This is a genomic window from Hymenobacter cellulosivorans (assembly GCF_022919135.1).
GTDB lineage: Bacteria > Bacteroidota > Bacteroidia > Cytophagales > Hymenobacteraceae > Hymenobacter > Hymenobacter cellulosivorans.
Window position 1 is genome coordinate 2,649,581 of sequence record NZ_CP095049.1, and the last position, 23,615, is coordinate 2,673,195.

The window sequence follows — 23,615 nt, forward strand, 5'->3', positions numbered from 1 at the left end:
TACTCTGATTTCGTCTTTCGTTTGTAATGACCAAGCCCCGCATTGATTACAAAGCCAACGCGCTCCGCCGCCGCAACCGCTTCGCCTACACGGTAGGAGTGCTGGGCATCATCTTTATTACGTTCTTCTACTACTTCTACCAGGTCTTCTTCACGCCCAACGTCGAGACCAAAGGGCGGCCTACGTACGTGCTGGTGCGCCGTGGCCAAACGGCTAAAGCCGTACTTGACTCCATTGACCGGACCGGCGCCATCGTCGATAAACTCTCGCTGCACTTCGTGGCCCGGCTCATGAAGTACGACGAGCTGGTGAAGCCCGGCCGCTACGAAATCAAGGATGGCTACACCAACCGCCAGCTCATTTCGGATCTGCGGGCCGGCCGCCAGTCGCCGCTGAAGCTCACGTTTCAGAACATTCGTCTGCGTCAGGATTTGGCCCAGAAGCTGAGCACCGCCATTGATGCCCGGCCCCATCAGTTCGACTCCCTGCTCAGCAGCCCGACATACACCAAGAGCCTGGGTTTCGACACGACCAGCATCATTGGCATGTTCATTCCGAATACCTACGAGTTATACTGGAATTCCTCGGCCGATAACCTCATGCAGCGCATGAAGAAGGAATACGAGAAGTTCTGGACCCCGGCCCGGGACGCCAAGCGCAAAAAGCTGGGTCTAACCCGGGAGCAGGTCAGCACCCTGGCCAGTATCGTGGAGGCCGAGCAGCAGCAGCACGCCGACGAGCGGCCCCGCGTAGCGGGCGTATACCTCAACCGTCTTAAGCGCGACATGAAGCTGCAAGCCGACCCCACCGTGGTGTACGCCAATGGCGACTTCGGCATCAAGCGGGTACTGAATGTGCATTTGCAGAAAGACTCGCCCTACAATACCTACAAGTATGCTGGCCTGCCGCCCGGCCCCATCAACCTGCCCAGCATTGCCAGCATCGACGCCGTGCTGAACCCCGAGGAGCACGACTACCTGTATTTCTGCGCCAAGGAAGACTTCAGCGGCTACCACGCCTTTGCCACCAACGAGGCCGGCCACTTGGTCAACGCCCGCCGCTACCAGGCTGCTTTGAGCCGCGCCGGCATTATGAAGTAAATGAGCTGGTGGGTAAAGTGAAAGTAATATAGCTTCCCTAGGTACAACTCGCTCCGCTTTTTCCACATTAACGATTAGCACCATAGCCCCCTCACGCAAGATGTACTCTTCCGACACCCAGATCCGCGTGCGTTACGCCGAAACCGACCAGATGGGCTACGTCTATCATGGCAACTACGCGGCTTACTTCGAAGTGGCCCGCACCGAGGCGTTCCGGCAGCTGGGCATCCGCTACAAAGACCTGGAGGCCGATGGGGTAGGAATGCCGGTAGGGGAGATACGCACCCGGTTCCGCCGACCCGCCCGCTACGATGATTTGCTCACGGTGCGCCTGCTGCTCAAGCAGCCGGCCGAAGGTTCCCGGGTCATGTTCGAGTACGAAATCTACAATGAGGCCCAGGAACTGCTGACCGAGGGCCACACGTTGATGGTGTTTGTAAGCACGGCTACCGGCCGTCCCGTCCCGATTCCGACTGAAATCCAAAACAAGCTGGCTCCGTACTTTTCGGATGACGAGCTGACCGGCCCCATCACCCCAGCCGCGCAGAAATTGCCCGCTGAAGCGCCGGCTGCGGCGGCCTTTGTGCCCAACAAGTCTGCTAAACCAACCGAGTAACCATGGCCATGCGCCTGCCCGTTCGCCGCTACCACCTGCCCGACGTGCGCCGCCGGCGTTCCTACCGCAAGTTTATTGTGTGGCTGAAGCAGTTGCACATTGCCCACGGCCGGGCCTCGGTCTACGACGTGGTGGACCGCATGATTCAGGAGCTCAAGCTTGACAGCATTAGCAAGCGGGCTTCCTACATGGCTTTCAACCTGACGGTGGCCCTGTTTCCGACTATCATCTTCCTTTTCACGCTGATTCCCTACATTCCGGTACCCAACCTGAATGTGGACATCCTGCAATTCCTGGGCGACATTATCCCCCGGGAAATGTACGTGGCCGTGTCGGGCACCATCGAGGATATCGTGAACATCCCGCACGGAGGCTTGCTGTCCTTCGGTTTTGCGGCGGCTTTGGTGCTGAGCTCCAACGGCATCATGGCCCTGCTCGACGCGTTTGAAAAGAAGTACCCCTCGTTTAAGCGCCGCACCTACCTGCGCAAGCGCGTCATTGCCACCTTGCTCACGGTAGTGCTGTCGGCGGTGCTGCTGCTGGCCATTGTGGGTATCTTCTTCGGTACCTATATCATCGATGCGCTGGTGTTCCACGAAATCGTGCCCGAGCAGTTCACCAACCAGCTGATTTCCATCCTGAAGTATGGCTCGGTAGTCGGCCTGTTTTTGCTCACGACCTGCTTGGTGTACTACTACGTGCCGCCCATTCACGACAAGTGGCCTTTTCTCTCGGCCGGGGCTGTGGTAGCTACGCTGCTGATCTTCCTGGTTTCTTTCCTGTTTATTCTCTACGTCAAGATTTTCGACAGCTACAACCACTTCTACGGCTCTATCGGCACGCTGGTGGGGTTCATGGTCTGGCTGGACTTTGTGTGCATGACCCTGATTCTGGGCTTCGAAATCAACGTCAGTATCGACGCCGTGACCGGGCGGCTGAAAAGTCGGTAAGGCGTTCAGAACGAATCTGGTAGCAGGTTTCAGGGAATACAGTCGTGGGAGAAGAGGGTAGAAAGCGCGAAAAAAATGCGCTGCAGGTATTGCAAACAAGCAAACGCCTATTACTTTTGCCATCCCAAACCATTCACCGAATACCTACAGAGAGGTGGCAGAGTGGTCGAATGCGACGGATTCGAAATCCGTTATACCGGCAACGGTATCGGGGGTTCGAATCCCCCCCTCTCTGCTTTTTTGCAACGGCTTCAAGTGTGAAGCCGTTCTTTTTAGCGCAATACCCGTAGTTACCACAGTTAGAGGAGTGGCAGAGTGGTCGATTGCGGCGGTCTTGAAAACCGTTGACTGTTAAAGGTCCGGGGGTTCGAATCCCTCCTCCTCTGCATTGAAAAGCCCCGTTTGCCTTGTGCAAATGGGGCTTTTTGCTTTTTCAGCATCAGCCACGGGCTCACCTAAATCGTTACTGTTTATACTGCATCCATGTCAAGGAAAATCGACTACCTAGTGCAGATTGAAGGCAATGAGGCTACGCTGGACGCCTACGTGGCCGCCGTGTTTGAGCAGCGTTGCACTCCCGCCAAGATTTACCCGTTTCCCTACCAGTTGCCGGGCTACGAAAACTGCCTGAGCGACACGCTAATCGAATACTTTATGCGGCAACCCTTCGAACTGGACAGGGTGGTTGCGTTTTTCGAAAAGCTGATGAAGGTTGACAGGGAGGGCTACAAGGGAATACGCTACTCATTTGACAAATGGGTAGAGGCCACCATCAAGACGCCGTACTTTGAAAACGTGGGGGACAGATGGCACGTTGAGTTGGTACGCAGGCCGGAAATGGATGCGGCCACCGTGCCGCCCGACTACATAAAGTTTATGTGCTACCTGGCCATCGGCCACCTCAAGTACGGACCAAGCTTCGCCAGCGTAACGGCGAATGAGTACTTTGGCATGGCTACCGACCTGGGTTCAAACGAGGTAGAACGGCTTAAAAAGTTTGGCAGCGGCGAATTACCCAAGGAGGTTACCGAGTACAAAGACGAGCTGGTGAGCTGCACGGCTAATGATGCTTTTGGAACCATTCGGCTCACCGTGAAGCAGGAAAGCGTCGAAAGCTACCTGCGGATTTTCCAGTTTCTCAACCGGCTGCTGCAAACCAACTTTCCGCGGAGCTACTCGATTGATTTTTCGAGCAAGCACAAAAGTTGGCTGCCCATCAAAGGCCTGCCTAGAAAAGGCGTGCACGCATTGTTTGCCAATGCCGCGGCCTACGAAAGCCTGCATCCGCTGCTGGTAGAGTATGCCAATCTGGCCATGAGTACCCATGACGAGTATACCAACCTAGACGATGAGGCGGGTGCTATGCCCGGCAGCTTTGCCGTGTTTGCCCTGGGCTTGCAGAGCGAGGCGTATTTCGAGCTGGTCAAGCACTACATGCGCAACGTGGACGAGGAGCACCAGTCGTTGCAGGAGAAGTTCACCGCCGCGTTTGTGGAGAAGTTCGGCATCACCGAAAAGAGCTTGCCCATCTTTATCAGCTGCGTGCTCTCGACCCAGTGGCACCGGCCTTACCCCGTGTTCAGAGCCCAGTTTCAGGATGCTGCCGCCCTGACCATGTTGCTGAACTTCAAGAAGGATTTCGCGAAATTTCTCCTCGATGAGCTCCACGACGAGGATGCAGAGGAAGTGGCAGACTACGCATGGGATATGGTGCTGCATGCCATTTTCGGGCCCGAGCACAAGCACCAGCAGGTAATACGTACCGCCCCGGCCGACTTGCAGCCGCTGTACGAGGAGCTTTTTCACAAGGAAGACGCCGACGAGTAAGCTGCACTTGCCTTTAGCGGTAAAAATAAAGCCCGTTTCCAACCTTGGAAACGGGCTTTTACGTGGCTGGGAGTTATAGTCTTACCGGCTTTTAAACTGGCTGATGGCCGAGCGGGTGAAGTCTGACAGCACGAGGCGGCCACTGATGGCGGCGCGCTGGGGCAGCAGCGTATCCCAGTGCTCGGTGCCCTGCCAGAACACCTGTTTCAGCTCAGTCAGGGCTTCGGGGTTGTAGCGGGCCAGCTTCTCAGCAAACGCCTGCACGGCCTGGTCCAGCTCGGCGGCGGTGGGCAGTACTTCGGCGTAGAGGCCCCGGTCCCGGGCCCACTCGGCCGAGCGGAACTCACCCGCGTCGAGGGCCAGCTGGGCGTAGGCCGACTGCCCGATTTTGCGCTCAACAGCTGGTCCCACGACAAACGGACCAATGCCCACGACCAGCTCACTAAGCTTCACTGAGGCCTGGGCCGTGGCAAAGCAATAGTCGGTAGCTGCGGCCACGCCCACGCCGCCGCCGATGGCCTTGCCCTGCACCCGGCCGATGATGATTTTGGGGCAGGTGCGGCAGGCGTTGATGACTTTGGCAAAGCCCGAGAAGAACTCCAGGCCCTGGGCTTCGTCGGCAATGGCTATGAGCTCGTCGAAACTGGCCCCGGCGCAGAACGTTTTTTCGCCCTCGCTGCACAGGATGATGACTTTGGTAGCCGCGTCCTGGCCGGCAGCGGTAATGGTAGCGGCCAGCTGGGTGAGCAGGGCGCCGGGCAGGGAGTTGTGGCTGGGGTGAAAAAAGGAAACGGTGCTGATGCCGTAAGTGTCGGTGGTTACCTGGACTTGGCCGGCAGAAAGGGTATCGGTGGTGCTCATGAAAGAAGTGGCTTTGGTATAAGAACGTCATGCTGAGCTTGTCGAAGCATCTCTACTGCTAAAGTGGTGTGATTACCAGCGCGGTAGAGATGCTTCGGCAAGCTCAGCATGACACTCAGTTTTACTCCTGGTTTTTCTTCTTCACCATAGTCAAAATGGTGGCTACAGCTACGGTTTCGCCGGTTTCGTCGGTTACGTCCACCAGCCAGCGGACGATGCCCTTGGCTACGTCCTCAGCGTCGCGCTTTTCTTGGCCGATTTTCTCCTTTACCGTCAGCTGCACGCCGATGGTCATGCCGGGGTAAACAGGCTTGGTGAAGCGGCACTCGTCGAGGCCGTAGTTGAGCAATACCGGCCCCTTGCGCGGATCCACGAACATGCCGGCAGCCTTGCTCAGGATGTAGTAGCCGTGGGCCACGCGGCCCGTAAAGAGCGTGCCTTCCAGAGAAGTAGCGTCGACGTGGGCGTAGAAATTGTCGCCCGACACCTGGGCGAAGTTGGTGATGTCGGCCTCCGTTACGGTGTGGCGGTGGGTGGTGTAGGTCTGCCCGATTTCCAGCTCCTCGAAGTAGTGCTGGAAGGGGTGCTTGTCTTTCTCAATCTGCTTAGCCTTGGGCTGATACACCTCCGTAATGGCGGTAATCATCGTGGGAGAGCCCTGAATGGCCACGCGCTGCATGAAGTGCTCTACGCCGCGGATGCCGCCCATTTCCTGCCCGCCACCGGCCCGGCCGGGGCCGCCGTGAATGAGCAGGGGTAGGGGAGAGCCGTGGCCGGTGCTTTCCTTGGCCACTTCGCCATTGAGAACCAGAATCCGGCCGTGGTGGGTGGCCGAACCGAGCACAAACTCCTGAGCCGTGTGCGGGTCATTGGTAGCTACCGAGCACACCAACGAGCCTTTACCCATGTTGGCTAAGGTAATGGCCTCATCCACGTCCTTGTAGGGCATGATGGTGCTTACCGGCCCAAACGCCTCGATTTCGTGGGTGTCGGTGAACTTGAACGGCTCGGGGTTGAGCAGCACGATGGGCGACATAAACGCGCCTACCTTACAGTCGCCGCCGATAACCTGCACGTCGTCCAGGTTGCCATACACGATGGGCGTGTTCTTAGCCAGGTGCTCTACCCGCTCCCGCACGCGCTGCATTTGCTCCCGACCGGCCAGGGCGCCCATGCGCACTCCTTCGGCCAGCGGGTGACCAATGGTCGTTTGTGCCAGGGCCTTGCCCAGAGCAATCTGCACGTCCTCGACCAAGTTCTCGGGCACGATGATGCGGCGGATGGCGGTGCACTTCTGACCTGCTTTCGAGGTCATTTCCTTGCGAACTTCCTTGATAAACAAATCAAATTCTACGGTGCCGGGCACGGCGTCCTGACCCAGTACGGCGGCGTTGAGTGAGTCGGCTTCCATGGTGAAGGGCACGGCTTCAGCCAAGATGCGCGGGTGGCCCTTGAGCTTGCGGCCGGTTTCGGCCGAGCCGGTGAAGGTGACGACGTCCTGGTAGTTGACGTGGTCCAGAATGCCGTGGCCGCTGCCTACCACCAACTGCAAAGCACCTTCGGGCAGGATTTTGGAGGCTATGATTTCGCGCACGACGGCCTCGGTGAGGTAGGCTGAAGGCACGGCGGGCTTCACAATGGCGGGCATGCCAGCCAGCAGGTTGACCGCAATTTTCTCCAGCATTCCCCAGATAGGGAAGTTATAGGCGTTGATATGCACGGCCACGCCTTCCTTGGGCACCAGGATGTGGTGGCCCATAAAGTTGCCGGCTTTCGACAGCGCAATGGGCTCGGACTCGACGTAGAAGGGTTTGTCGGGAAACTTACGGCGCAGCGAGGCGTTGGCAAACAGGTTGCCGATACCGCCTTCGATGTCAATCCAGGAGTCGGCGCGGGTGGCCCCGCTGCGGTAGCTCAGGGTGTAGAAGTCTTCCTTTTTACTGTCGAGGTGCAGGGCCAGGGCCTTGAGCATGCGGCCCCGCTCGTGGAAGGTCATCTTGCGCAGGGCCTTGTTGCCGGTGCGGCGCGCATAGTCAAACATCGAGGCGTAGTCGAGGCCTTCGCCGTTGGCAATGGCAATGACTTCGCCGGTGGAGGCGTCGTAGAGCTCGTGCTGCTCGCCCGAGCCGGCCGTCCAGCGGCCCAGTACGTAGTTTTCGAGGGTGGGAGTCATGAGTATGGGAAAGGGGAGAAGTTTAGAGTAAGCAGCCTGCTACGCTGCACGGGGTTGAAGCTACTCTTCCAGCCGGGTCAGGTTTTCTGTTCTGCGACTAAGCTCCGCATCATGGCAGCGAAAGAAGGATAGAGCGTTTTCATGGGAACCGGGTCGTCCAATAGCAGCTCATGGTCAATCATGACGATTGGGCAGTCTTGGTCCTCCGGATTCTGGTGGCGGGTATCAAAGCAGACGATGCCCCAATCGGAGTAATCGGCGAAATAGATGTAGCCTTGGCCGATCAGCTTAGCGGGCACCCCCGATTGGAAGTAGTGGCGGATAAGCTCCTCTTTCCATTCGTGAATGCCATGGCGAAAGAAGTTGATTTCCTGCTCGGTCCATAGCTCGTAGAAGTGTTTGTAGCGCAAAAACTCCTTGTACAGGGCGGGGTACGGCAGGTGTATTTGGGCTTCTAACTCCTGTAGGTCAGAATTGGTAACTGTGCTCGGTATCGGCTTCCAGGGTGTCCAATCTTCGTCTGCAACTCGGGCCTCGTCCCGCATTTCCAAGGGCATATCAGCGTCTGGGAAATGCATTAAATCAGCTTGGCGCCACTTTTCCAGCGCAGTGTCTACAAACTGATGAACTAGGTTGATATCGGCAGAAGTCATATTGGTATTGCTTGGAAAGTTAGCTGGCCGGGGCAAGCTAACGAAGCGGCAGAAATGCTTCCATCCGCAGACGTTAGAGCAGGGCGCTTTTTCCGCTCGGAATTACTCTCCGGCTTTGCGCTCAGCCCAGGTCTGGTAGCTGGCCTGCTGCACCGCGCGGTCGGCAGGAACTTCACGCAAAGGCTCACAGGCCTGCAACGTGGCGTGCAAATCGGCGGGTAGCTGCATGTAAACGTGCGTGCCTTCGGTTTTCCACTGCAGCATCTCGTCGCTCACCTGCCGGATAATTTTGTGCGGATTGCCTACTACTAAGCTGCGGGGCGGAATAACTTCATCGGCCTTGATAAAGCTCAGGGCCCCGATGATGCACTCGTCGCCAATTTCCACCCGGTCCATGAGTACGGCGTTCATGCCGACCAGGACGTTACGGCCCACGGTGGCGCCGTGGATGATGGCGCCGTGGCCGATGTGGGCCATTTCCTTGAGCCGGGTAGTCGTGCCGGGAAACATGTGGACGGTGCAGTTTTCCTGCACGTTGCAGTTGTCCTCGATGATAATCTGGCCCCAGTCGCCACGAATGGCCGCGCCGGGCCCGATGTAGACATTGCGGCCGATAATGACGTTGCCCGTCACGGCCGCCTGCGGGTGCACGAAGGCCGACTCGTGCACGACCGGAACAATGCCGTTGAACGAGTAGATCATACCTTTTCGATGATGGCTGCGTAGCCTTGGCCCACGCCCACACACATGGTCACGAGGGCGTAGCGCTTGTTTTGCTTGTGCAGCTCCAGGGCGGCCGTGTTCAGGATGCGGGCCCCGCTCATGCCCAGCGGGTGACCTAGGGCAATGGCCCCGCCGTTGGGGTTAATGCGCGGGTCGTTGCCTTCCAGGCCCAGACCCCGCACGCAGGCCAGGGTTTGGGCGGCAAACGCTTCGTTGAATTCAATCAAATCTATCTGGTCGAGCGTGAGGCCGGCTTTCTTCAGCGCCAGCTGGGATGCCGGCACCGGCCCGATGCCCATCGTGCGGGGCTCCACGCCCGCCACGCCCATCGAAACCAGACGGGCCCGGGGCGTGAGGTTGTGTTGCTTGATACCATCCTCCGAGGCCAGTAACAGAGCCGCGGCGCCGTCGTTCAAACCCGACGAGTTGCCGGCTGTAACCGAGCCGTTTTTACGGAAGGCGGGCCGCAGCTTGGCCAGCACGTCCAGGGTCGTTTCCGATTTGATGAACTCGTCCTTCGTAAACAGCACCGGTTCACCCTTGCGCTGGGGAATGGGTACGCCCACGATTTCCTCGGCGAAGCGGCCCGAGTCCCGGGCCCGGCCGGCCCGCTGGTGCGACTCGTAGGCAAACTGGTCCTGGTCTTCGCGGTTGATGTGGTACTGGTCCACAAGGTTTTCGGCCGTTTCGCCCATGGCGTCGATGCCGTACATAGCCTCCAGCTTTTCGTTGACAAAGCGCCACCCGAAGCTCGAATCGTACATCTTCGAGTCGGTGCCGAAGGCTTTGCTGGGCTTGGACATGACGTAGGGCGCGCGGGTCATGCTTTCCACGCCGCCGGAAATGAACAGGTCCCCGTCGCCGCTCTGAATGGCGCGCGCGGCGGCAATGCTAGCCGACAAACCCGAGGCGCAGAGGCGGTTCACGGTTTCGCCGGGTACAGAGGTAGGCAGGCCGGCCAGCAGCAGGGCCATGCGGGCCACATTGCGGTTGTCTTCCCCGGCCTGGTTGGCACAGCCCAGAATGACGTCGGCAATGCCGGCCGGGTCCACGCCGGGGTTACGCTTTAAGAGCTCCTCAATGACCAGGGCCGCCATGTCGTCGGGGCGGACGGCGGCTAGGCTGCCGCCGAAGTTGCCGATGGGCGTGCGGATTCCGTCTACTAAATAAGCCTGCTTCATATGGGTTATTCGCTGTCTAAAATCTGGTTGCTGGTGCGGTAAGCCGTGCCTTTGAACAAGGCCAGCAGCGTACCGTGCTGGTTGGTCAGGCGAATATTATAGACGCCGACTTTGTGCTTGAGGCCTTCTTCCCGGGCCTCCACGGTAATCACGTCGCCGAGCTTGCCGGCTTCGAGGTAGTCGATGGTGACGGTGAGGCCCACGCTTTGGCGGCCGTGGCTGTTGCAGGCGAAGGCAAAGGCTGAGTCGGCCGCCGAAAACGTGACGCCGCCGTGCAGGGCCTGGAAGCCATTGAGCATGTCGGGCCGCACGGTGAAGTGCAGGCGGCAGTAGCCGGGGCCTACTTCGTCGACTTCCAGACCGAGCAGCTTGCTGAAAGCGTCGTGCCGGAGCATGCGCTCCTTCACGGCTTCGGCCAGCGCATTGCTAGCGGCTGAGGGCTGACTCATGCTGGAAAAACGTCTGGTTCTGGCGGACCATGCGGCGCAGCAGGGTGCTGGCGCGGTACCGGTCCTCGTGGTATTCGTCGTAGAGCTCGTCAAGCGTTTTGAGCACGTTTTCTACGCCCAGCTCATCGGCCCAGGCGAGCAGGCCCTTGGGGTAGTTCACACCCTTGGTCATGGCCAGCTCCAGGTCTTCTTTGGAGGCTACGTTTAGGTGCAGCGCATCCACGGCTTCGTTGATGAGCATGGCCAGCACCCGGTTCACGATACTGCGGCCCAGGGTTTCGTCGCGGGTAGGTTCGGGCGGCACGGCGCCTTCGGCGTAGTTATAGAAGCCGCGGCCCGACTTGCGGCCGTAGTAGCCGGCCTCGAACAGACGCTTCTGGGTGAAAGACGGCTTAAAGCGCGGGTCGAAGAAAAAGGCGGTGAAAACCGACTCGGTGACCCGGTAATTCACGTCGTGGCCGATGAAATCCATGAGGGTGAACGGGCCCATGCGGAAGCCGCCCAGCTCGGTCAGGGCCCAGTCAATGGTGGCCATGTCGGCAATACCTTCTTCCAGGATGCGGATGGCCTCGCCGTAGAAAGGCCGGGCCACGCGGTTGACGATAAAGCCCGGGGTATCCTTGGTCAGGACCGGCTGCTTGCCCCAGCTTTGGACCAAATCCCGCACCTCCTCCGCCAATCCGACGCGCGTCTGCACCGCCGGAATAACTTCCACCAGCTGCATAACGGGCGCGGGGTTGAAGAAGTGAATGCCGATAAACCGCTCAGGCTTCTGGCAGGCAGCGGCAATGGAAGCAATAGACAGCGAAGACGTGTTGGAGGCCAGAATGCAGGTGTCGGGCACCAGCATTTCCACCTCCCGGAACAGCTGCTGCTTTACGGCCAAATCTTCCACAATGGCTTCGAGCACCAGTTCGCAGTCGTTGAAGGCGCCAATGTCCTGGGTCAGGTGGAGGCGGCCGAAGATGTCGGCGGACTTTTCGGCGGTCAGCTTGCCTTTCTCAGTCAGCTTATCCAGGCTGCCTTGAATCGACTTACCGGCGCGGTCGAGGGCCTGGCGGTTCTGGTCAAGCAGCCGCACCGTGTGGCCGGCGGTGGCTACCACCTGCGCAATTCCCGCGCCCATGGCGCCGCTGCCGATAATTCCGATGATCATGGGGAAATAGTGAGGTGGTGAAATGGTGAACTAGTGAGTTTGATGTTCTGGTGGTGCCAATTGCGCATAAGGCGCAAATTGTACGACAACTCACTATTTCACCGCTATGCGTGGCATTTGAAGTAGTCGAAGGGCTCGTGGCAATCGTCGCACTGGTAGTGGGCTTTGCAAGCCGTGGAGCCGAACTGACTGATGAGGTGGGTGTGCTCGGACTTGCAGAGCGGGCAGCGCACGGCCGTGTCCTTACCAAAAAGATTGAGCATGTGTCCGGTGGCCGTACCATCCACGGGCGGGGCAATGCCGTAGGCTTCGAGCTTTTCACGCCCGGCCTGGCTCATCCAGTCGGTGGTCCAGGCCGGGCTGAGCTGGTTGTGAATGGTTACCTGGGTGATGCCCTCGGCCAGCAGGCGCAGCCGGATTTCGGTGGCAATGGTGTTCATGGCCGGGCAGCCGGAATACGTCGGCGTGATGCTCACCGTAACCTGCTCGCCTTGAATTGTCACGCCCCGCACGATGCCCAGGTCCAGAATGCTGAGCACGGGCACCTCGGGGTCCGATACTTCTTCCAGTAGCTGCCAGATGCGTTCCTCGGTCGGCACCGTGCTTACCATTGCAAGCCCGGATAAGTGCGTTGCATGTACTGCAGCTCGGCCAGAATATAACCCAGGTGCTCGGTGTGGCGGCCTTCTTTGCCGCCGGTCATCATGAACACGCCCTGGGGCACTGGCACGGTGGCTTCCTGGAACACATGGCTGAGGTGGGCTTCCATAGCGGGCAGCAGAGCGGCGTAGTCGGGGATAACACCGGAAGCTTGCAAGGCCTGTTCGGTGGCCGTAGCCTTGGTCAGCTCACCCGAGTAGCGCCAGAGGTTGTCCAGGGCTTTGTCGAGGCGTTTGCGGCTTTCCTCCGTACCGTCGCCCAGGCGAATCATCCACTCCGAGCTCCACTTCAAATGATACGCGGCTTCCTTCACGGCCTTTTCGGCAACGGCGGCCAGGCGCTCATCGGGGCTGTTTTTGAGCTCCCGCAGGAAGTGGTAGTGGAAATTGTCGAACAGGAATTGCCGGGTCACGGTGTCGGCGAAGTCGCCGTTGGGCTGTTCCACCAGCAGCGGATTCTTGTACTCCACGGCCAAGCGCAAAAAAGCGAGGTCGTCTTCGGTGCGGCCCTGGCCTTCCAGCTCGGCGGCGTACTGGTAGAGGCTGCGGGTTTCCCCCAGCAAATCGAGGGCAATGTTGGCCATAGCCAGATCCTGCTCCAGCACCGGGCCGTGCCCGCACCATTCCGAGAGGCGGTGGCCCAGAATCAGGCTGGTATCGGCCAGCTGCAGCACGTACTGAAACAGCTGCTGGCGCAGCTCGGGCGCGTAGGCGTTCAGGGACGAGGTTTCGGAAGGGACAACTTGCATAGCGGCGGAGGGTTAAGACGGGAAAGGTCGGTGCTGAGGGAGCCGACAGCTTACATGTGCTTGATGGAATCCGGAACCTGGTAGAAGGTCGGGTGCCGGTACACTTTGTCGTTGGCCGGGTCGTAGAAGGCCTCGGCGTCGTCGGGGTTGGAGGCGTGTACGTGCTGGCTTTCCACGACCCAGATGCTGATGCCTTCGAGGCGGCGGGTGTACACGTCGCGGGCGTTCTGGATGGCCATGGTGGCGTCGGCGGCGTGCAGGCTGCCCACGTGCTTATGGTCGAGGCCCTGCTTGCTGCGGATGAAAACTTCCCACAGCGGCCATTCGGATTGTGTCATCTTCGGTCTGGAATGTAGAGACGCATACTTGCGTCTCAATCGTTGTTTACTAGGCGTCGTTGAAATCAAGACGTTCAACACTGAGACGCAAGTATGCGTCTCTACATCGTTCAGCTTATGCGGCTTGGATTTCGGCGCGCTCGGCTCGTTTCTTGGCGTGGGCCAAGGCGGCTTCGCGCACCCAGGCACCTTCCTCGTGGGCTTTTACCCGGGCCCCGAGGCGGTCCTTGTTGCACATGCCGTTGCCTTTTACCACGTTCCAGAATTCCTCCCAGTTTACGTCGCCGAAGTCGTAGCCCTTTTTGGTCTCGTTCCACTTCAGCGCGGGGTCGGGCACGGTCAGGCCCAGGAATTCGGCCTGGGGCACCATCATGTCCACGAATTTCTGGCGCAGCTCGTCGTTGGTGAAGCGCTTGATGCGCCACTTCATGCTCTGCTCGGTGTTGGGCGAATCGGCGTCTTTGGGGCCGAACATCATCAGCGTGGGCCACCACCAGCGGTTTAGGGCTTCCTGAGCCATGGCTTTCTGCTCGGGCGCGCCTTCGCACAGGGTCTGCATGATTTCAAATCCCTGACGCTGGTGGAAGCTTTCCTCCTTGCACACCCGCACCATGGCCCGGGCGTAGGGACCGTACGACGTGCGGCAGAGCGGCACCTGGTTTAGAATGGCGGCGCCATCTACGAGCCAGCCCACGGTGCCCATATCGGCCCAGGAGAGGGTGGGGTAGTTGAAAATGCTGGAATACTTGGCTTTGCCCGAGTGCAGGTCGGCCAGCATCTGGTCGCGGGAGGCACCTAGGGTTTCGGCCGCGCTGTAGAGGTAGAGGCCGTGGCCGGCTTCGTCCTGCACTTTGCTCAGCAGAATGGATTTGCGCTTCAGCGAAGGGGCGCGGGTAATCCAGTTGCCTTCGGGCAGCATACCGACCAGCTCGGAGTGGGCGTGCTGGGAAATTTGCCGAATCAGCGTCTTGCGGTACGCATCGGGCATCCAGTCCTTAGGCTCAATACGAACGTCCGCGTCAATGCGGGCCTGAAACTGCTCTTCGAGGTTGATTTCTACCGTTTCCATGCGCTTTCAACAAAGTTTAACTAACATTCGTTAGTTAAAAGTAAGAAAAATATCGGGTTGCTATACAAAGCTTTGCTTGTGTCCAAGCGAATTATGATATGATCAGGACTTAAAGAGGGTGTAAGAGTTTATTGAACTGGTTCTTACATCCTGAGTAAACTGGCTTAGCCCTTCGTTTTCATGAAACAAGCGGCTTTGAATCCGTTGACCGTTAACATACCAACGTTTCATAATTAAGCGGCTCTGAAAGAAGATATAATCCTCCCTGCGGATACCATTTTCAAGACTTTTAACAGTCCATAATTTACTTGTAGTCATATCGACAGCCGCTACTGGTCGAAATCCACCAACACTTTTTCCGACGTCGGACGAGCCTGGCAGGAGAGGACGTAGCCTTTGGCCACTTCAGTGTCGGAGAGAGAGTAGTTGACGTCCATTTCCACCTGGCCTTCCACCACCCGGCAGCGGCAGGTGCTGCACATGCCGTTTTTGCAGGAGTAGGGCGCGTCTACGCCGGTTTCGAGCAGGGCATCCAGGATGGTGTTGCCGTAGTACGACATTTCCAGGATGCGGGTGTTGCCGTCGAGTTGCACGGTGACCTGGCTGTGCTTGTCGTCTTCGCCGGCGGGGCGCACTTTGGCCGGGCCGGCCTGGGTTTTGCCGCCGCCCGTGGTGCCGAACATTTCGAAGTGAATCTTCTCGGGGGCCACGCCGGCACTGGTCAGGGCAGCTTTTACGCCCAGAATCATTTCTTCAGGGCCACAGATAAAGCACTCGTCAATCTGGCTCGGGGTTAGAATTTTCTGCAGGAACAGCTCGGTTTTCGGCTGGTCGATGCGGCCGAAGAGCAGGTCGGTGTCGCCCTGCTCCCGGCTCAGGATGTGGTACACGCTCAGGCGCTTGAGAAACTTGTTTTTGAGCGCCTCGATGCCCTCCTTGAAGATGATGGAGTTGCGGCCCCGGTTGCCGTAAATGAGCGTGACCCGGCTTTGGGGCTCGGTCAGGAGCACAGTTTTGATGATGCTGAAGACGGGGGTAATGCCGCTGCCGGCCGCAAACATGACGTAGTGCTTGGCCTGCTCGGGGTGGAGCTCGGTGTAGAAGTGGCCCGCCGGTGGCATTACGTCCAGCTCTTCGCCGACCTTGAACGTGTCCACGGCCGAGGAGGAAAACCGACCCTCGGGCACCTTCTTAATGGCCACCTGCCACTCATTTTCCAGGGGGCTGCTGCAAATCGAGTAGGAGCGGCGCAGCTCTTCACCGTTGTGCTCCCGCCGGAAAGTCAGGTACTGGCCCTGGGTAAAGCGGAAGGTGTCGCGCAGGTCCTCGGGCACGTCCAACGATACCACCACGCTGTCGGGCGTTTCCTTTTCGATGCGCTTGATGCGGACTTTGTGAAATCGACTCATTCGAGTTTTTAGTTGTTAGTTGCTCGTTGTCAGTTGTTGGTTCTGGTAGTTGTCAGTTGTTCGTTGGTAGTTGTCAGTCAAGGTCGCACTACGACCAATTGCAACTATCGTCGAACTTCTACCAACTGACAACCAACAACTCCTTTACTTGGCCAGGCCGTTGAGCAGGATGGTCATGATGTTTTCTTCGAGCTCTTCGGCCGTAATGCCGCGGCCGGGGCGGTACCAGAGCTCTACCCAGCGCACAGCCGACAGAATCGTGAACAAGGCCACCGACACGTTCATGGGCTGAAACTCCCCGGCTTCAATACCCTGCTCAATTAGCGCGGCGAAGCCCTTTTCGTAGCTTTTGCGGGCGTCCTTGAACTGCTGCAGCTTATCGTCGCTGAGGTATTTCCAGTCGTTATTGGCTACCGATACAGCCGCGCCGTCCTCAATCATGAGGCGGATGTGGAGCCGGATCAGGGCCTGAAGCTTGCCCACGTAGGACACCGGCAGCTGCTCGATTTCGTGAAGCTGGGAGATATACGTGTTGGAGACGTGAAAGCAGATGCTTTCCAGAATGTCGTCCTTGGAGCTGATGTGGTTGTACATGCTGGCCGCTTCCATGCCTACCTGGGAACCCAGGTCGCGCATGGACGTGCCGCTAAAGCCCTTGGCTTTGAAGAGCTTGGCGGCTTCTTCCAAAATAACCTGCCGTTTGTTGGTTTTAACTTTTTTAGCCATTCAGCTTACCGAAAATAAAGCGTGCAAGAAAGGGCGGGTGGGTTTGGATGGGGATGTAAGAGAGGTAAAGCTAGAAGAAGCGCCGCATTTTGCCGCGGCTAAGGCTACGGCACGTTGCGCAGGTCCTGGACCTTGCTCAGCTTACCACCCTCACTGCGCGGCAATTCGCCGAAGCCCACCAGCTGTACTTGCATGCTCAGGCCAATGTTGTCCTTGATTTTCTTGGCAAACGTGCCCTGCAGCGTCCGTAGGCACTCGTGCTGCCCGAGGGCGGCTTCCGTTACCGTCGTCAGCTCCAGGCGGCGCATCAGCTCCTCACTGATTTCCACACTAACAGCCACCTCATCGAGGCTGCCGCGGCGGGAGGCTACTACCTGGTAATACGGACTCAGATGCTGCAGCTCCTGCAGAATGGCCTCGACCTGGGTAGGAAAGAAGTTGACGCCGCGGATGATGAGCATGTCATCGGACCGGCCCCGAATCGGGCCCATCTTCACGTGGGTCCGGCTCCGGGACTCCCCGTAGTAAAGGTTGGTGATGTCGTTGGTCCAGTAGCGCAGGATGGGCATGGCCTTTTTGGTGAGCGTCGTAAACACCAGCACGCCCAATTCGCCCTCGGCCACTGGCTCCCCGGTATCCTTGTCGACAACCTCGGGGTAGAAATGGTCTTCCCAGATGTAGCTGCCCGTGCCCCGTTCCGCTACGTCTTCCTGCGACACGCCCGGACCCATAATTTCGCTCAGCCCGTAGATGTTGGTGGCCTGCACCCGCAGCCCGCTTTCCACCTGCTGGCGGATGGTTTCCGTCCAGGGCTCGGCGCCCAGCACGGCGTGCCGCAGGTTAAGGGCATCGGCGGGAATGCCCCGCCGCCGGATTTCCTCGGCCAGCACCTGGGCGTAAGAGGGCGTGGCACAGATGATTTCGGGTTGAAAATCCTGGAGCAGCTGTAGTTGCCGGTCGGTGCCCCCGCCCGACACGGGAATCACGGTGAGGCCCAGCTTTTCAGCCCCGTAGTGAATACCCAGGCCGCCCGTAAACAGGCCGTAGCCGTAGGCGTTCTGCAGCTTCATGCCCGGGCGGCAGCCCGCCGCGGCCAAGGACCGGGCTACTACCTCCGCGAAAGTATTGAGGTCCTCGGCCGTGTACCCTACCACGGTCGCCTTGCCGGTGGTGCCGCTGGAGCAGTGCAGGCGGGCTACCTCGGACTGGGGCACGGCAAACAGACCGAAAGGGTAAGTGTCGCGAAAGTCGGTTTTGTGGGTAAAGCCCAGCTTGGTAATGTCTGCCAGACCCTTAAAAGAAGAAGGATGAATGCCCAGAGCATCAAACTTTGCTTTGTAAAAGGGCACCCGGTGGTATACATAGTCAACCTGCTGCTTCAGACGAGCATTCTGCAGCTCCCGCAGCTGAGCGAGTGGCATCCGTTCTAGTTCCGGTTGGAAAAGCATGGCAACAGGGTGAGAGAAACGAAAAGGCTACTAAAAGTAGACGGGTTTGCTTACAAAAACAAACGTTTGTTAGTTTTTGGTGCAGGGTTGGCAACCGGCCTACCGCAAAAGAAGGGCGTTGGGCACCAGTGAACATCAAAACGCTGGTACTGCCTCCAAAGTAGGATGCAGTACCAGCGCGTAAACTGTTGCCTCGAATACGTGGGGCTAAGCCAGCAGATTGTGGGGCAAGCTGATCAGGTTCAGGTAGGGATAGAGGCCAGCTTGCTCAACAAACGGCCGCACATAGGCCACGCCGGCCGTGGGCAGTTGCCGCCACAGCTCACAGTAGTAGCCATCCAGGCAGTAAAGGTCGACCACGAAGGAGCCGCAGGAGCGCGTGACCATGAAGACGCCCCAGACTTTGGCATAGGCCTGCTGCTCGGGCCCGGACAGCGTCCGGAAGGTGGAATAGGCTAGCATACTCTAAAAATCCGCTGTTGCAGATGAACGTTGCATGAAGCCCAAACCGGTTAGTGAAACGGCCGCTTCTTGACCATGCCGCCTTCCGCATCATCGATACTGTGCTGAATGACAAAGGCCTGCGGATCGAGGCGGCGAACTTCGGTGCGCAGCTGGGGCAGCTCCAGGCGGGTTACGACCGTAAACACGATGTCCATGTCCAGGTCCCGGTCGCCGCGCTTGCCGTAGCCGCGCTTGCCCTGGTAAATGGTTACGCCCCGGCCCAGGTTGGTAGTAATAGCTTCGCGAATGGCCTCGCTACGGGCTGAAATGATGGTAACGCCAGTATACTGCTCGATGCCATTGAGCAGAAAGTCCAGCGTTTTGGAAGCTGCCACGTAGGTCAGAATCGAGTACATGGCTGTTTGAATACCCAGCACAAAGGCCGCCACGCCGAAGATAAATACGTTGAGGACCAGAATAACGTCACTTACCTTGAGCAGGGGCGTGTGCTTGTTGATGAGCAGCGCGGCTACTTCGGTACCATCCAGCACAGCTCCGCCCCGCATCGCCAGCCCGATACCGGCCCCGATGAAGACGCCGCCGAACACGGAGGTCAGCAGCAAATCTTTGGTCACATCGGGGTAAGGAACCACGGCCAGGGCCAACGACAGCCCGGCAATGGCGGCGGCGCTTTTCAGGGCAAAGCCCAGCCCGATCTGGCGGTAGCCCAAAATGACGAAGGGCAGATTGATGATGAGCAGCAGCCAGGATAGCGGAATGCCCAGTGCGGCCGATAGCAGCATGGAAATACCCGTCACGCCGCCGTCGATGAAGTGGCTCGACAGCAAAAAGCCTTTCAGGCCCATGCCCGCGCACAGAATGCCCAGCACGATGAGGCCGACGCTTTTGATTTTTTGAAATAAGTGACCCGGTTCGTCGGCGGGCAAAGAAGTAGGTGAGGACATAGAAGGAGATAAGCGTTGGCGCAACTGGCGCAAAACGATGAGTTGAGGAATGAGCATGCGCGACGAGAAAGTAAGCCTTAATCAGCTTCGGTGGTTTCGTTACTAAGCTCGGCCGTTATTGTACGGCCGTGGCGCCGATCCAGCCAGTCCATGACCGGCGTAGCCAGGATTCCGTGCAGGCAGATAGACACCAGCATCGTGAAGCCCAGAATGGACCAGAGCTGCCGTGCCGCGGGAAACTCGGCCTTGGTGAGGGCAAAAGCCAGGTAAAAAATGGAGCCAATACCCCGGATTCCGAAAAAGGAAATGATAATACGCTCGGCCAGCGTAACGCGGGAAGAGCGGGCCAGGGTGAGCAATCCGCCCAGGGGCCGGATGACGAGCAGCAGCAGTAGCCCCAGGGCCGCCCCGGTCCAGGTGAGCTCACTCAGCAGACCGCGCATGATGGCGCCGCCAAACAAAATCAGAATGACGACGATGAACAGGCGCTCCAGCTGGTCGGTGAAGGCGTGCATCTGCTTGTGGTATTCGTGGCGCCGCTCCCGGCTGCGCAGCGTCACGGCGGCAATAAACACGGCCAGAAAGCCGTAGCCGTGTACCAGTTCGGTGAGGCCGTAGGTGATGAGCGTGACGGCCAGGGCCACGAAGCCGTAGGCCCCGGTCTTGATGCTGATGCGCTTGGGCAGGCTGAAAATCAGGTAGGCCAGCAGCTTGCCCGACACCACACCAAACACCAGGGCTGCCACCGTACGGTATACCACGTCCAGCCACAGCCAGTGCCCTAGCTTTTCGGGCAAAGAACCAGCGGCGGCGGGCAGCAGAGCCAGGGCCAGGTACACGAAGGGAAACGCCAGCCCGTCGTTGAGGCCCGCCTCGCCGGTCAGGGCAAAGCGCACGTTATCCTCGCGGCCTTCGCCGGGGTCCCCGACCTGAACGTCGCCGGCCAGTACCGGGTCGGTGGGGGCCAGGGCCGAAGCCAGCAGCAGGGCCGAGGCCAGCGGTAAGCCTACTAGGGCCCAGCCCGCCAGCGTCAGGCTAGCAATGGTTAGTACCATCAGGACCAGCACCAAGAGTAGCGGCGTGCGCCAGGTACGCAGGGAGAAGGACCGGTCAATCTTGAGGCCGGTGCCGGTGAGGGCGACAATGACGCAGAGCTCGGAAATGTGGGTTATCAACTCCTGATGCGCAAATGGGTCGGTGGGCAGTTCCAGGGGCAGCGCATAGATGGCCATTCCCAGACCCAGGTACAGCACCGGGTAAGACAGCGGGTATTTTTCCAGCAACGACGGTAGCCAGGCTACCCCTAGAATGGCCACTCCCAGAATAACCAGCGTGGTAGTGTAGAGAGGCATAGGATGCAAAGGGAGAAGGCCGGGCTCCGCAAGCCGCCCGTTTGGGGAAGCCACTGGAGCCCAGCTATACATGGATACCCCGGCCGCCAGTGCTAGGTTAGAGCCGCAGCCGAAGCAAAATCAGCAGGAAAGGGAGCCGGCCGCTAGAGCGTACGTAATAGCACGCCTCTACGGTCACTAGGCAAGGTCTTGACCCTAAGGGGCGTTGGGTGAGACCGACGCGCGCAACCGGGGCCGCAGCAGCGGGCTGGCGGCCGAAGCTGGCACCTGCGTAATAGGACCCGGCACGGGGAGCCGAACCCGGAAAAATCCTGGAAAATCGGCAGGGAGCAGCAGAGCCAAAGCAGGAGCATCCGGGCGGAACAGCCCCAGGTGCGGTGGCGGACACGCTTCCAACTGAAGCACGTCGGTCCGTTCCGGCTGGGTTTGATGCACTGCGCCCAGGTGGCCGGGCCGAACCGTAACTAGCTGGCGCGGCGTGGCCCCAACCGGCCCTGCGGCCAGCCATAGCAGCCCGAGCAGCAGGTAAGCCCGCAGGCAGAGCGCTATGGAAGTCGGGTTGGACAAATAAGTCGGGTTAGCGGGCGAAAGGTACTTCCACTAGAACGAAGTCCCGGCTTTTGAGTTGGCTTACTGCTTTTCCTGCGGGGCGCTGCTAAGCGGAAAGTGGCGTGGCCGGCAGCCAGATGGTAAAGGTAGTGCCCTGCTCGGAGGAAGCCACTTGCAGGCGCAGGGCGTGAAATTGGGCAATAGTGCGCACCAGGGCCAGACCCAGGCCGTAGCCTTCGGCGGAGTGCGCGTTGCCCGCCCGCCGAAACCGCTCAAACAAGTGGGGCAGGTGCTCGGCCGGAATAGGCTTGCCGGTATTGAAGAGCTGCACCGTATACGGCTGTCCAGCCAGTTGCTGGCCCGAAATCCGGATTTGCCCGCCGGTGTGGTTGTACTTGACGGCGTTGCTGAGCAGGTTGTAGAAAAAGGTAAACAGCAGACTGCCGTTGGCCGCCCCAATGGTCGGCTCGCCTTCCAGGGCCCAGTCCACGGTCAGGTTTTCGTCGGCAATCCGGTCTTCCAGCTCGGCCACCACGTCGTGCAGCACCTGGCGCACCACTACTTGGTCGTTGCGGGCGTACTGCTCGTTTTCGATGCGCGAAATCATGAGCAACGTGCGCAGGGTAGCCGTGAGCCGGTGCAGGGTGCGCTGGGAAGTTACAATCTGCTGCTCGGCTTCCTCGGGCAGGTTTTCGGCCTGCAGCATGTTCTCGAAGCGGTTTTGCAGAATGCTGACCGGCGTGAGCAGCTCGTGCGACGCATTGGCAATAAATTCGCGCTCCTGCTCAAACACCAGCCGGATTTTCTGCAGCATCCGCCGGATGGTGGCATCTAGGTATTTGAAATCGGAAGTGGTGGTGGGCAGAGGCGGTAGGGGCGCCGGCATGGGCCCCTGTACGGCCCGCAGCCGCTCCACAATCTGGTCCACAGGCCGCAGCAGGTAGTTGATAACGCCTAGCTCGATCAGCAAAGTAGTCAGCACGGCAAAGGCCAGGGCATAGGCCGCCAGGGACCGAAGCAGGGCGTACACGTCCTCAACCGAGGCTATGCTCTTCCCGATTTCAACCGTGTAGCGCTGCCCCTCCAGGGCAAACGTGTGCCGCAGCACCCGAAAGTCGACCAGCTCGCCGTGCTGCTGCCGCGGCAGCGTAGCCACCGTATCGGACTGGGTGCCGACGGCGTGGCGCAACTCGATGAACTCGTCCTGCAGCAGGTCGTAGTGAACTTTCTGGTTGGGATACGGCTCGGTCAGGAAGCTCGTAATGCCGATCTGGCCGATGCGGCGCATCACCCGCTGCTGCTCACTGCGCAGCGAGGCATCGGTGTGGCGCAAGGCCAGGGTTTCCACAATCCAGGGCAGGGCCAGCAGCAGTATTACCGCCATCAGGGCCTTGGACAGGGTCGTTAGCAGAACGAGCTTTTGCTGGAGTTTCACACGTCCTGGGTTGGTTTGAAGCGGTAACCGATGCCGCGCACGGTCTCAATCCAGTCGTGGGTATCAAATGCGCCAAGCTTCTTGCGAATGTTCTTCATGTGCACATCGATGAAGTTCGAGTCGTGGTCGTCCCGGTCGCTGATCATGTTGCCCCAGATATGCTCGCTGAGCTGCATGCGCGTGAGCACCCGGCCGCGGTGCAGCAGCAGGTAGTGCAGCAGGTCGAACTCGCGGCGGGTAAGCACCACCTCCGTGCCGCCGTGCCGCAACGACCGTTCGCTGAGGTTAATCACGAAGCCGCCGAACGACAGGGTTTCCTGCGTCACGCCGTGCTTGCGGCGGGTGATGGCCTGCATCCGGGAGCCCAGCTCTAGCAAGGAATAAGGCTTGGGCAGGTAATCGTCGGCGCCGAGCTGTAGCCCGCTGATGCGGTCATCAACGGAGCCCCGGGCGCTGAGAATGATGATGGACGCCTGCAGATTGTGCTGTTTGCGGGCTTCGGCCAGCAGCTGCAATCCATCCTGATCGGGCAAGCCCAGGTCCAGCAACACGAAGTCGTACTCATTCACGTAAAGCTTTTCCGACGCCTCGGCCCCGGTGCGGGCAAAGTCGCAGTAATAGTGCTCGTGCTGCAGAAACAGGGCCAGCTCCTGAGCCAGGGCATTGTCATCTTCAACAATCAGAACGTTCATAGGGGGCAGGGGAAAACAAGGCGGGAAAGACGCGGGCCGGCGGGCAGGCCCGCTAAAATACGGGAGAAGCAGGCATACGGGGCGACCATTC

Annotated in this window: 24 protein-coding genes and 2 tRNA genes; 6 read left to right on the top strand and 20 right to left on the bottom strand. The window is 59.1% G+C overall.

Features of this window, described 5'->3' with window-relative positions; translation table 11 throughout:
- Positions 1-26: 26 nt before the first annotated feature.
- From mltG to MUN80_RS11195, 6 genes are all read left to right on the top strand, one after another.
- Positions 27-1,100, top strand: a complete 1,074-nt coding sequence (gene mltG / locus MUN80_RS11170) for an endolytic transglycosylase MltG (protein WP_244723757.1) — start codon at positions 27-29, stop codon at positions 1,098-1,100.
- A 100-nt stretch (positions 1,101-1,200) separates the two neighbouring features.
- Complete coding sequence (locus MUN80_RS11175) at positions 1,201-1,716, top strand: acyl-CoA thioesterase (RefSeq protein ID WP_244723760.1); 516 nt, start codon at positions 1,201-1,203, stop codon at positions 1,714-1,716.
- Positions 1,717-1,724: 8 nt separating this feature from the next.
- Entirely contained in the window at positions 1,725-2,666 is a 942-nt protein-coding gene (locus tag MUN80_RS11180) for a YihY/virulence factor BrkB family protein (RefSeq protein WP_244723763.1), read from the top strand.
- Positions 2,667-2,814: 148 nt separating this feature from the next.
- A tRNA-Ser gene (locus tag MUN80_RS11185) sits at positions 2,815-2,901 on the top strand.
- Positions 2,902-2,967: 66 nt separating this feature from the next.
- Positions 2,968-3,052, top strand: a tRNA-Ser gene (locus MUN80_RS11190).
- A gap of 97 nt (positions 3,053-3,149) precedes the next feature.
- Positions 3,150-4,493 carry a DUF6138 family protein gene (locus tag MUN80_RS11195; protein WP_244723765.1) on the top strand — a complete coding sequence of 448 codons (1,344 nt, stop codon included), beginning with the start codon at positions 3,150-3,152 and terminating at the stop codon, positions 4,491-4,493.
- An 81-nt stretch (positions 4,494-4,574) separates the two neighbouring features.
- Here MUN80_RS11195 and MUN80_RS11200 read toward each other — a convergent pair whose 3' ends face one another.
- The 20 genes from MUN80_RS11200 to MUN80_RS11295 all read right to left on the bottom strand — a co-directional run bounded on the left by MUN80_RS11200 (position 4,575) and on the right by MUN80_RS11295 (position 23,524).
- The gene (locus tag MUN80_RS11200) at positions 4,575-5,354 is read right to left on the bottom strand and encodes an enoyl-CoA hydratase/isomerase family protein (RefSeq protein ID WP_244723768.1); all 780 of its coding nucleotides are present in this window, start codon (positions 5,352-5,354) and stop codon (positions 4,575-4,577) included.
- A gap of 121 nt (positions 5,355-5,475) precedes the next feature.
- Complete coding sequence (paaZ, locus tag MUN80_RS11205) at positions 5,476-7,527, bottom strand: phenylacetic acid degradation bifunctional protein PaaZ (protein ID WP_244723771.1); 2,052 nt, start codon at positions 7,525-7,527, stop codon at positions 5,476-5,478.
- Positions 7,528-7,604: 77 nt separating this feature from the next.
- Entirely contained in the window at positions 7,605-8,180 is a 576-nt protein-coding gene (locus MUN80_RS11210; RefSeq protein WP_244723774.1) for an SMI1/KNR4 family protein, read from the bottom strand.
- A 102-nt stretch (positions 8,181-8,282) separates the two neighbouring features.
- The gene (locus MUN80_RS11215; protein WP_244723777.1) at positions 8,283-8,882 is read right to left on the bottom strand and encodes an acyltransferase; all 600 of its coding nucleotides are present in this window, start codon (positions 8,880-8,882) and stop codon (positions 8,283-8,285) included.
- Positions 8,879-10,084: a 3-oxoadipyl-CoA thiolase gene (gene pcaF, locus MUN80_RS11220; protein ID WP_244723779.1), complete on the bottom strand. Its 1,206-nt coding sequence runs from the start codon at positions 10,082-10,084 to the stop codon at positions 8,879-8,881. Before pcaF ends, MUN80_RS11215 begins: the two co-directional genes overlap by 4 nt.
- Before the next feature lie 5 nt (positions 10,085-10,089).
- Positions 10,090-10,533: a hydroxyphenylacetyl-CoA thioesterase PaaI gene (gene paaI, locus MUN80_RS11225; protein WP_244723782.1), complete on the bottom strand. Its 444-nt coding sequence runs from the start codon at positions 10,531-10,533 to the stop codon at positions 10,090-10,092.
- Positions 10,511-11,689: a 3-hydroxyacyl-CoA dehydrogenase NAD-binding domain-containing protein gene (locus MUN80_RS11230; protein WP_244723785.1), complete on the bottom strand. Its 1,179-nt coding sequence runs from the start codon at positions 11,687-11,689 to the stop codon at positions 10,511-10,513. The genes paaI and MUN80_RS11230 overlap by 23 nt, the downstream gene beginning before the upstream one ends.
- Positions 11,690-11,793: 104 nt before the next feature.
- Positions 11,794-12,300 carry a 1,2-phenylacetyl-CoA epoxidase subunit PaaD gene (gene paaD, locus MUN80_RS11235; protein WP_244723787.1) on the bottom strand — a complete coding sequence of 169 codons (507 nt, stop codon included), beginning with the start codon at positions 12,298-12,300 and terminating at the stop codon, positions 11,794-11,796.
- A complete protein-coding gene (gene paaC / locus MUN80_RS11240; protein ID WP_244723790.1) occupies positions 12,294-13,097 on the bottom strand; it encodes a 1,2-phenylacetyl-CoA epoxidase subunit PaaC in 804 nt (267 codons plus the stop codon). Before paaC ends, paaD begins: the two co-directional genes overlap by 7 nt.
- A gap of 50 nt (positions 13,098-13,147) precedes the next feature.
- Positions 13,148-13,435 carry a 1,2-phenylacetyl-CoA epoxidase subunit PaaB gene (paaB, locus tag MUN80_RS11245; RefSeq protein WP_244723795.1) on the bottom strand — a complete coding sequence of 96 codons (288 nt, stop codon included), beginning with the start codon at positions 13,433-13,435 and terminating at the stop codon, positions 13,148-13,150.
- A gap of 115 nt (positions 13,436-13,550) precedes the next feature.
- The gene (paaA, locus tag MUN80_RS11250; RefSeq protein ID WP_244723810.1) at positions 13,551-14,504 is read right to left on the bottom strand and encodes a 1,2-phenylacetyl-CoA epoxidase subunit PaaA; all 954 of its coding nucleotides are present in this window, start codon (positions 14,502-14,504) and stop codon (positions 13,551-13,553) included.
- Between the two features lie 329 nt (positions 14,505-14,833).
- Positions 14,834-15,913 carry a 1,2-phenylacetyl-CoA epoxidase subunit PaaE gene (paaE, locus tag MUN80_RS11255; protein ID WP_244723811.1) on the bottom strand — a complete coding sequence of 360 codons (1,080 nt, stop codon included), beginning with the start codon at positions 15,911-15,913 and terminating at the stop codon, positions 14,834-14,836.
- A gap of 144 nt (positions 15,914-16,057) precedes the next feature.
- The gene (locus tag MUN80_RS11260; protein WP_244723812.1) at positions 16,058-16,639 is read right to left on the bottom strand and encodes a TetR/AcrR family transcriptional regulator; all 582 of its coding nucleotides are present in this window, start codon (positions 16,637-16,639) and stop codon (positions 16,058-16,060) included.
- Positions 16,640-16,743: 104 nt separating this feature from the next.
- The gene (locus MUN80_RS11265) at positions 16,744-18,060 is read right to left on the bottom strand and encodes a phenylacetate--CoA ligase family protein (protein ID WP_244723813.1); all 1,317 of its coding nucleotides are present in this window, start codon (positions 18,058-18,060) and stop codon (positions 16,744-16,746) included.
- Positions 18,061-18,294: 234 nt separating this feature from the next.
- On the bottom strand, positions 18,295-18,549 hold the full coding sequence (locus tag MUN80_RS11270) for a hypothetical protein (protein WP_244723814.1): 255 nt from the start codon (positions 18,547-18,549) through the stop codon (positions 18,295-18,297).
- A gap of 50 nt (positions 18,550-18,599) precedes the next feature.
- Positions 18,600-19,553 (bottom strand): YitT family protein, encoded by a 954-nt coding sequence (locus MUN80_RS11275; RefSeq protein WP_244723815.1) that lies wholly within the window; start codon positions 19,551-19,553, stop codon positions 18,600-18,602.
- A 20-nt stretch (positions 19,554-19,573) separates the two neighbouring features.
- A complete protein-coding gene (locus MUN80_RS11280; RefSeq protein ID WP_244723816.1) occupies positions 19,574-20,848 on the bottom strand; it encodes a cation:proton antiporter in 1,275 nt (424 codons plus the stop codon).
- A gap of 195 nt (positions 20,849-21,043) precedes the next feature.
- Entirely contained in the window at positions 21,044-21,415 is a 372-nt protein-coding gene (locus tag MUN80_RS11285) for a hypothetical protein (protein ID WP_244723817.1), read from the bottom strand.
- A gap of 88 nt (positions 21,416-21,503) precedes the next feature.
- Positions 21,504-22,832, bottom strand: coding sequence for a sensor histidine kinase (locus MUN80_RS11290; protein ID WP_244723819.1), 1,329 nt, complete (start codon positions 22,830-22,832; stop codon positions 21,504-21,506).
- A complete protein-coding gene (locus MUN80_RS11295; protein WP_244723825.1) occupies positions 22,829-23,524 on the bottom strand; it encodes a response regulator transcription factor in 696 nt (231 codons plus the stop codon). Before MUN80_RS11295 ends, MUN80_RS11290 begins: the two co-directional genes overlap by 4 nt.
- Positions 23,525-23,615 lie beyond the last annotated feature (91 nt).

What these genes read in the sequence shown, in the direction of transcription:
- MUN80_RS11280 (WP_244723816.1), bottom strand. Translation starts at nt 20,848, where the DNA reads ATGCCTCTCTACACTACCACGCTGGTTATTCTGGGAGTGGCCATTCTA.
- MUN80_RS11175 (WP_244723760.1), top strand. Translation starts at nt 1,201, where the DNA reads ATGTACTCTTCCGACACCCAGATCCGCGTGCGTTACGCCGAAACCGAC.
- MUN80_RS11275 (WP_244723815.1), bottom strand. Translation starts at nt 19,553, where the DNA reads ATGCTCATTCCTCAACTCATCGTTTTGCGCCAGTTGCGCCAACGCTTA.
- MUN80_RS11210 (WP_244723774.1), bottom strand. Translation starts at nt 8,180, where the DNA reads ATGACTTCTGCCGATATCAACCTAGTTCATCAGTTTGTAGACACTGCG.
- MUN80_RS11270 (WP_244723814.1), bottom strand. Translation starts at nt 18,549, where the DNA reads ATGCTAGCCTATTCCACCTTCCGGACGCTGTCCGGGCCCGAGCAGCAG.
- paaC (WP_244723790.1), bottom strand. Translation starts at nt 13,097, where the DNA reads ATGCAAGTTGTCCCTTCCGAAACCTCGTCCCTGAACGCCTACGCGCCC.
- paaB (WP_244723795.1), bottom strand. Translation starts at nt 13,435, where the DNA reads ATGACACAATCCGAATGGCCGCTGTGGGAAGTTTTCATCCGCAGCAAG.
- MUN80_RS11230 (WP_244723785.1), bottom strand. Translation starts at nt 11,689, where the DNA reads ATGATCATCGGAATTATCGGCAGCGGCGCCATGGGCGCGGGAATTGCG.
- paaZ (WP_244723771.1), bottom strand. Translation starts at nt 7,527, where the DNA reads ATGACTCCCACCCTCGAAAACTACGTACTGGGCCGCTGGACGGCCGGC.
- MUN80_RS11215 (WP_244723777.1), bottom strand. Translation starts at nt 8,882, where the DNA reads ATGATCTACTCGTTCAACGGCATTGTTCCGGTCGTGCACGAGTCGGCC.
- MUN80_RS11295 (WP_244723825.1), bottom strand. Translation starts at nt 23,524, where the DNA reads ATGAACGTTCTGATTGTTGAAGATGACAATGCCCTGGCTCAGGAGCTG.
- MUN80_RS11180 (WP_244723763.1), top strand. Translation starts at nt 1,725, where the DNA reads ATGCGCCTGCCCGTTCGCCGCTACCACCTGCCCGACGTGCGCCGCCGG.
- paaD (WP_244723787.1), bottom strand. Translation starts at nt 12,300, where the DNA reads ATGGTAAGCACGGTGCCGACCGAGGAACGCATCTGGCAGCTACTGGAA.
- paaE (WP_244723811.1), bottom strand. Translation starts at nt 15,913, where the DNA reads ATGAGTCGATTTCACAAAGTCCGCATCAAGCGCATCGAAAAGGAAACG.
- MUN80_RS11200 (WP_244723768.1), bottom strand. Translation starts at nt 5,354, where the DNA reads ATGAGCACCACCGATACCCTTTCTGCCGGCCAAGTCCAGGTAACCACC.
- mltG (WP_244723757.1), top strand. Translation starts at nt 27, where the DNA reads ATGACCAAGCCCCGCATTGATTACAAAGCCAACGCGCTCCGCCGCCGC.
- MUN80_RS11195 (WP_244723765.1), top strand. Translation starts at nt 3,150, where the DNA reads ATGTCAAGGAAAATCGACTACCTAGTGCAGATTGAAGGCAATGAGGCT.
- pcaF (WP_244723779.1), bottom strand. Translation starts at nt 10,084, where the DNA reads ATGAAGCAGGCTTATTTAGTAGACGGAATCCGCACGCCCATCGGCAAC.
- MUN80_RS11260 (WP_244723812.1), bottom strand. Translation starts at nt 16,639, where the DNA reads ATGGCTAAAAAAGTTAAAACCAACAAACGGCAGGTTATTTTGGAAGAA.
- paaI (WP_244723782.1), bottom strand. Translation starts at nt 10,533, where the DNA reads ATGAGTCAGCCCTCAGCCGCTAGCAATGCGCTGGCCGAAGCCGTGAAG.
- paaA (WP_244723810.1), bottom strand. Translation starts at nt 14,504, where the DNA reads ATGGAAACGGTAGAAATCAACCTCGAAGAGCAGTTTCAGGCCCGCATT.
- MUN80_RS11265 (WP_244723813.1), bottom strand. Translation starts at nt 18,060, where the DNA reads ATGCCACTCGCTCAGCTGCGGGAGCTGCAGAATGCTCGTCTGAAGCAG.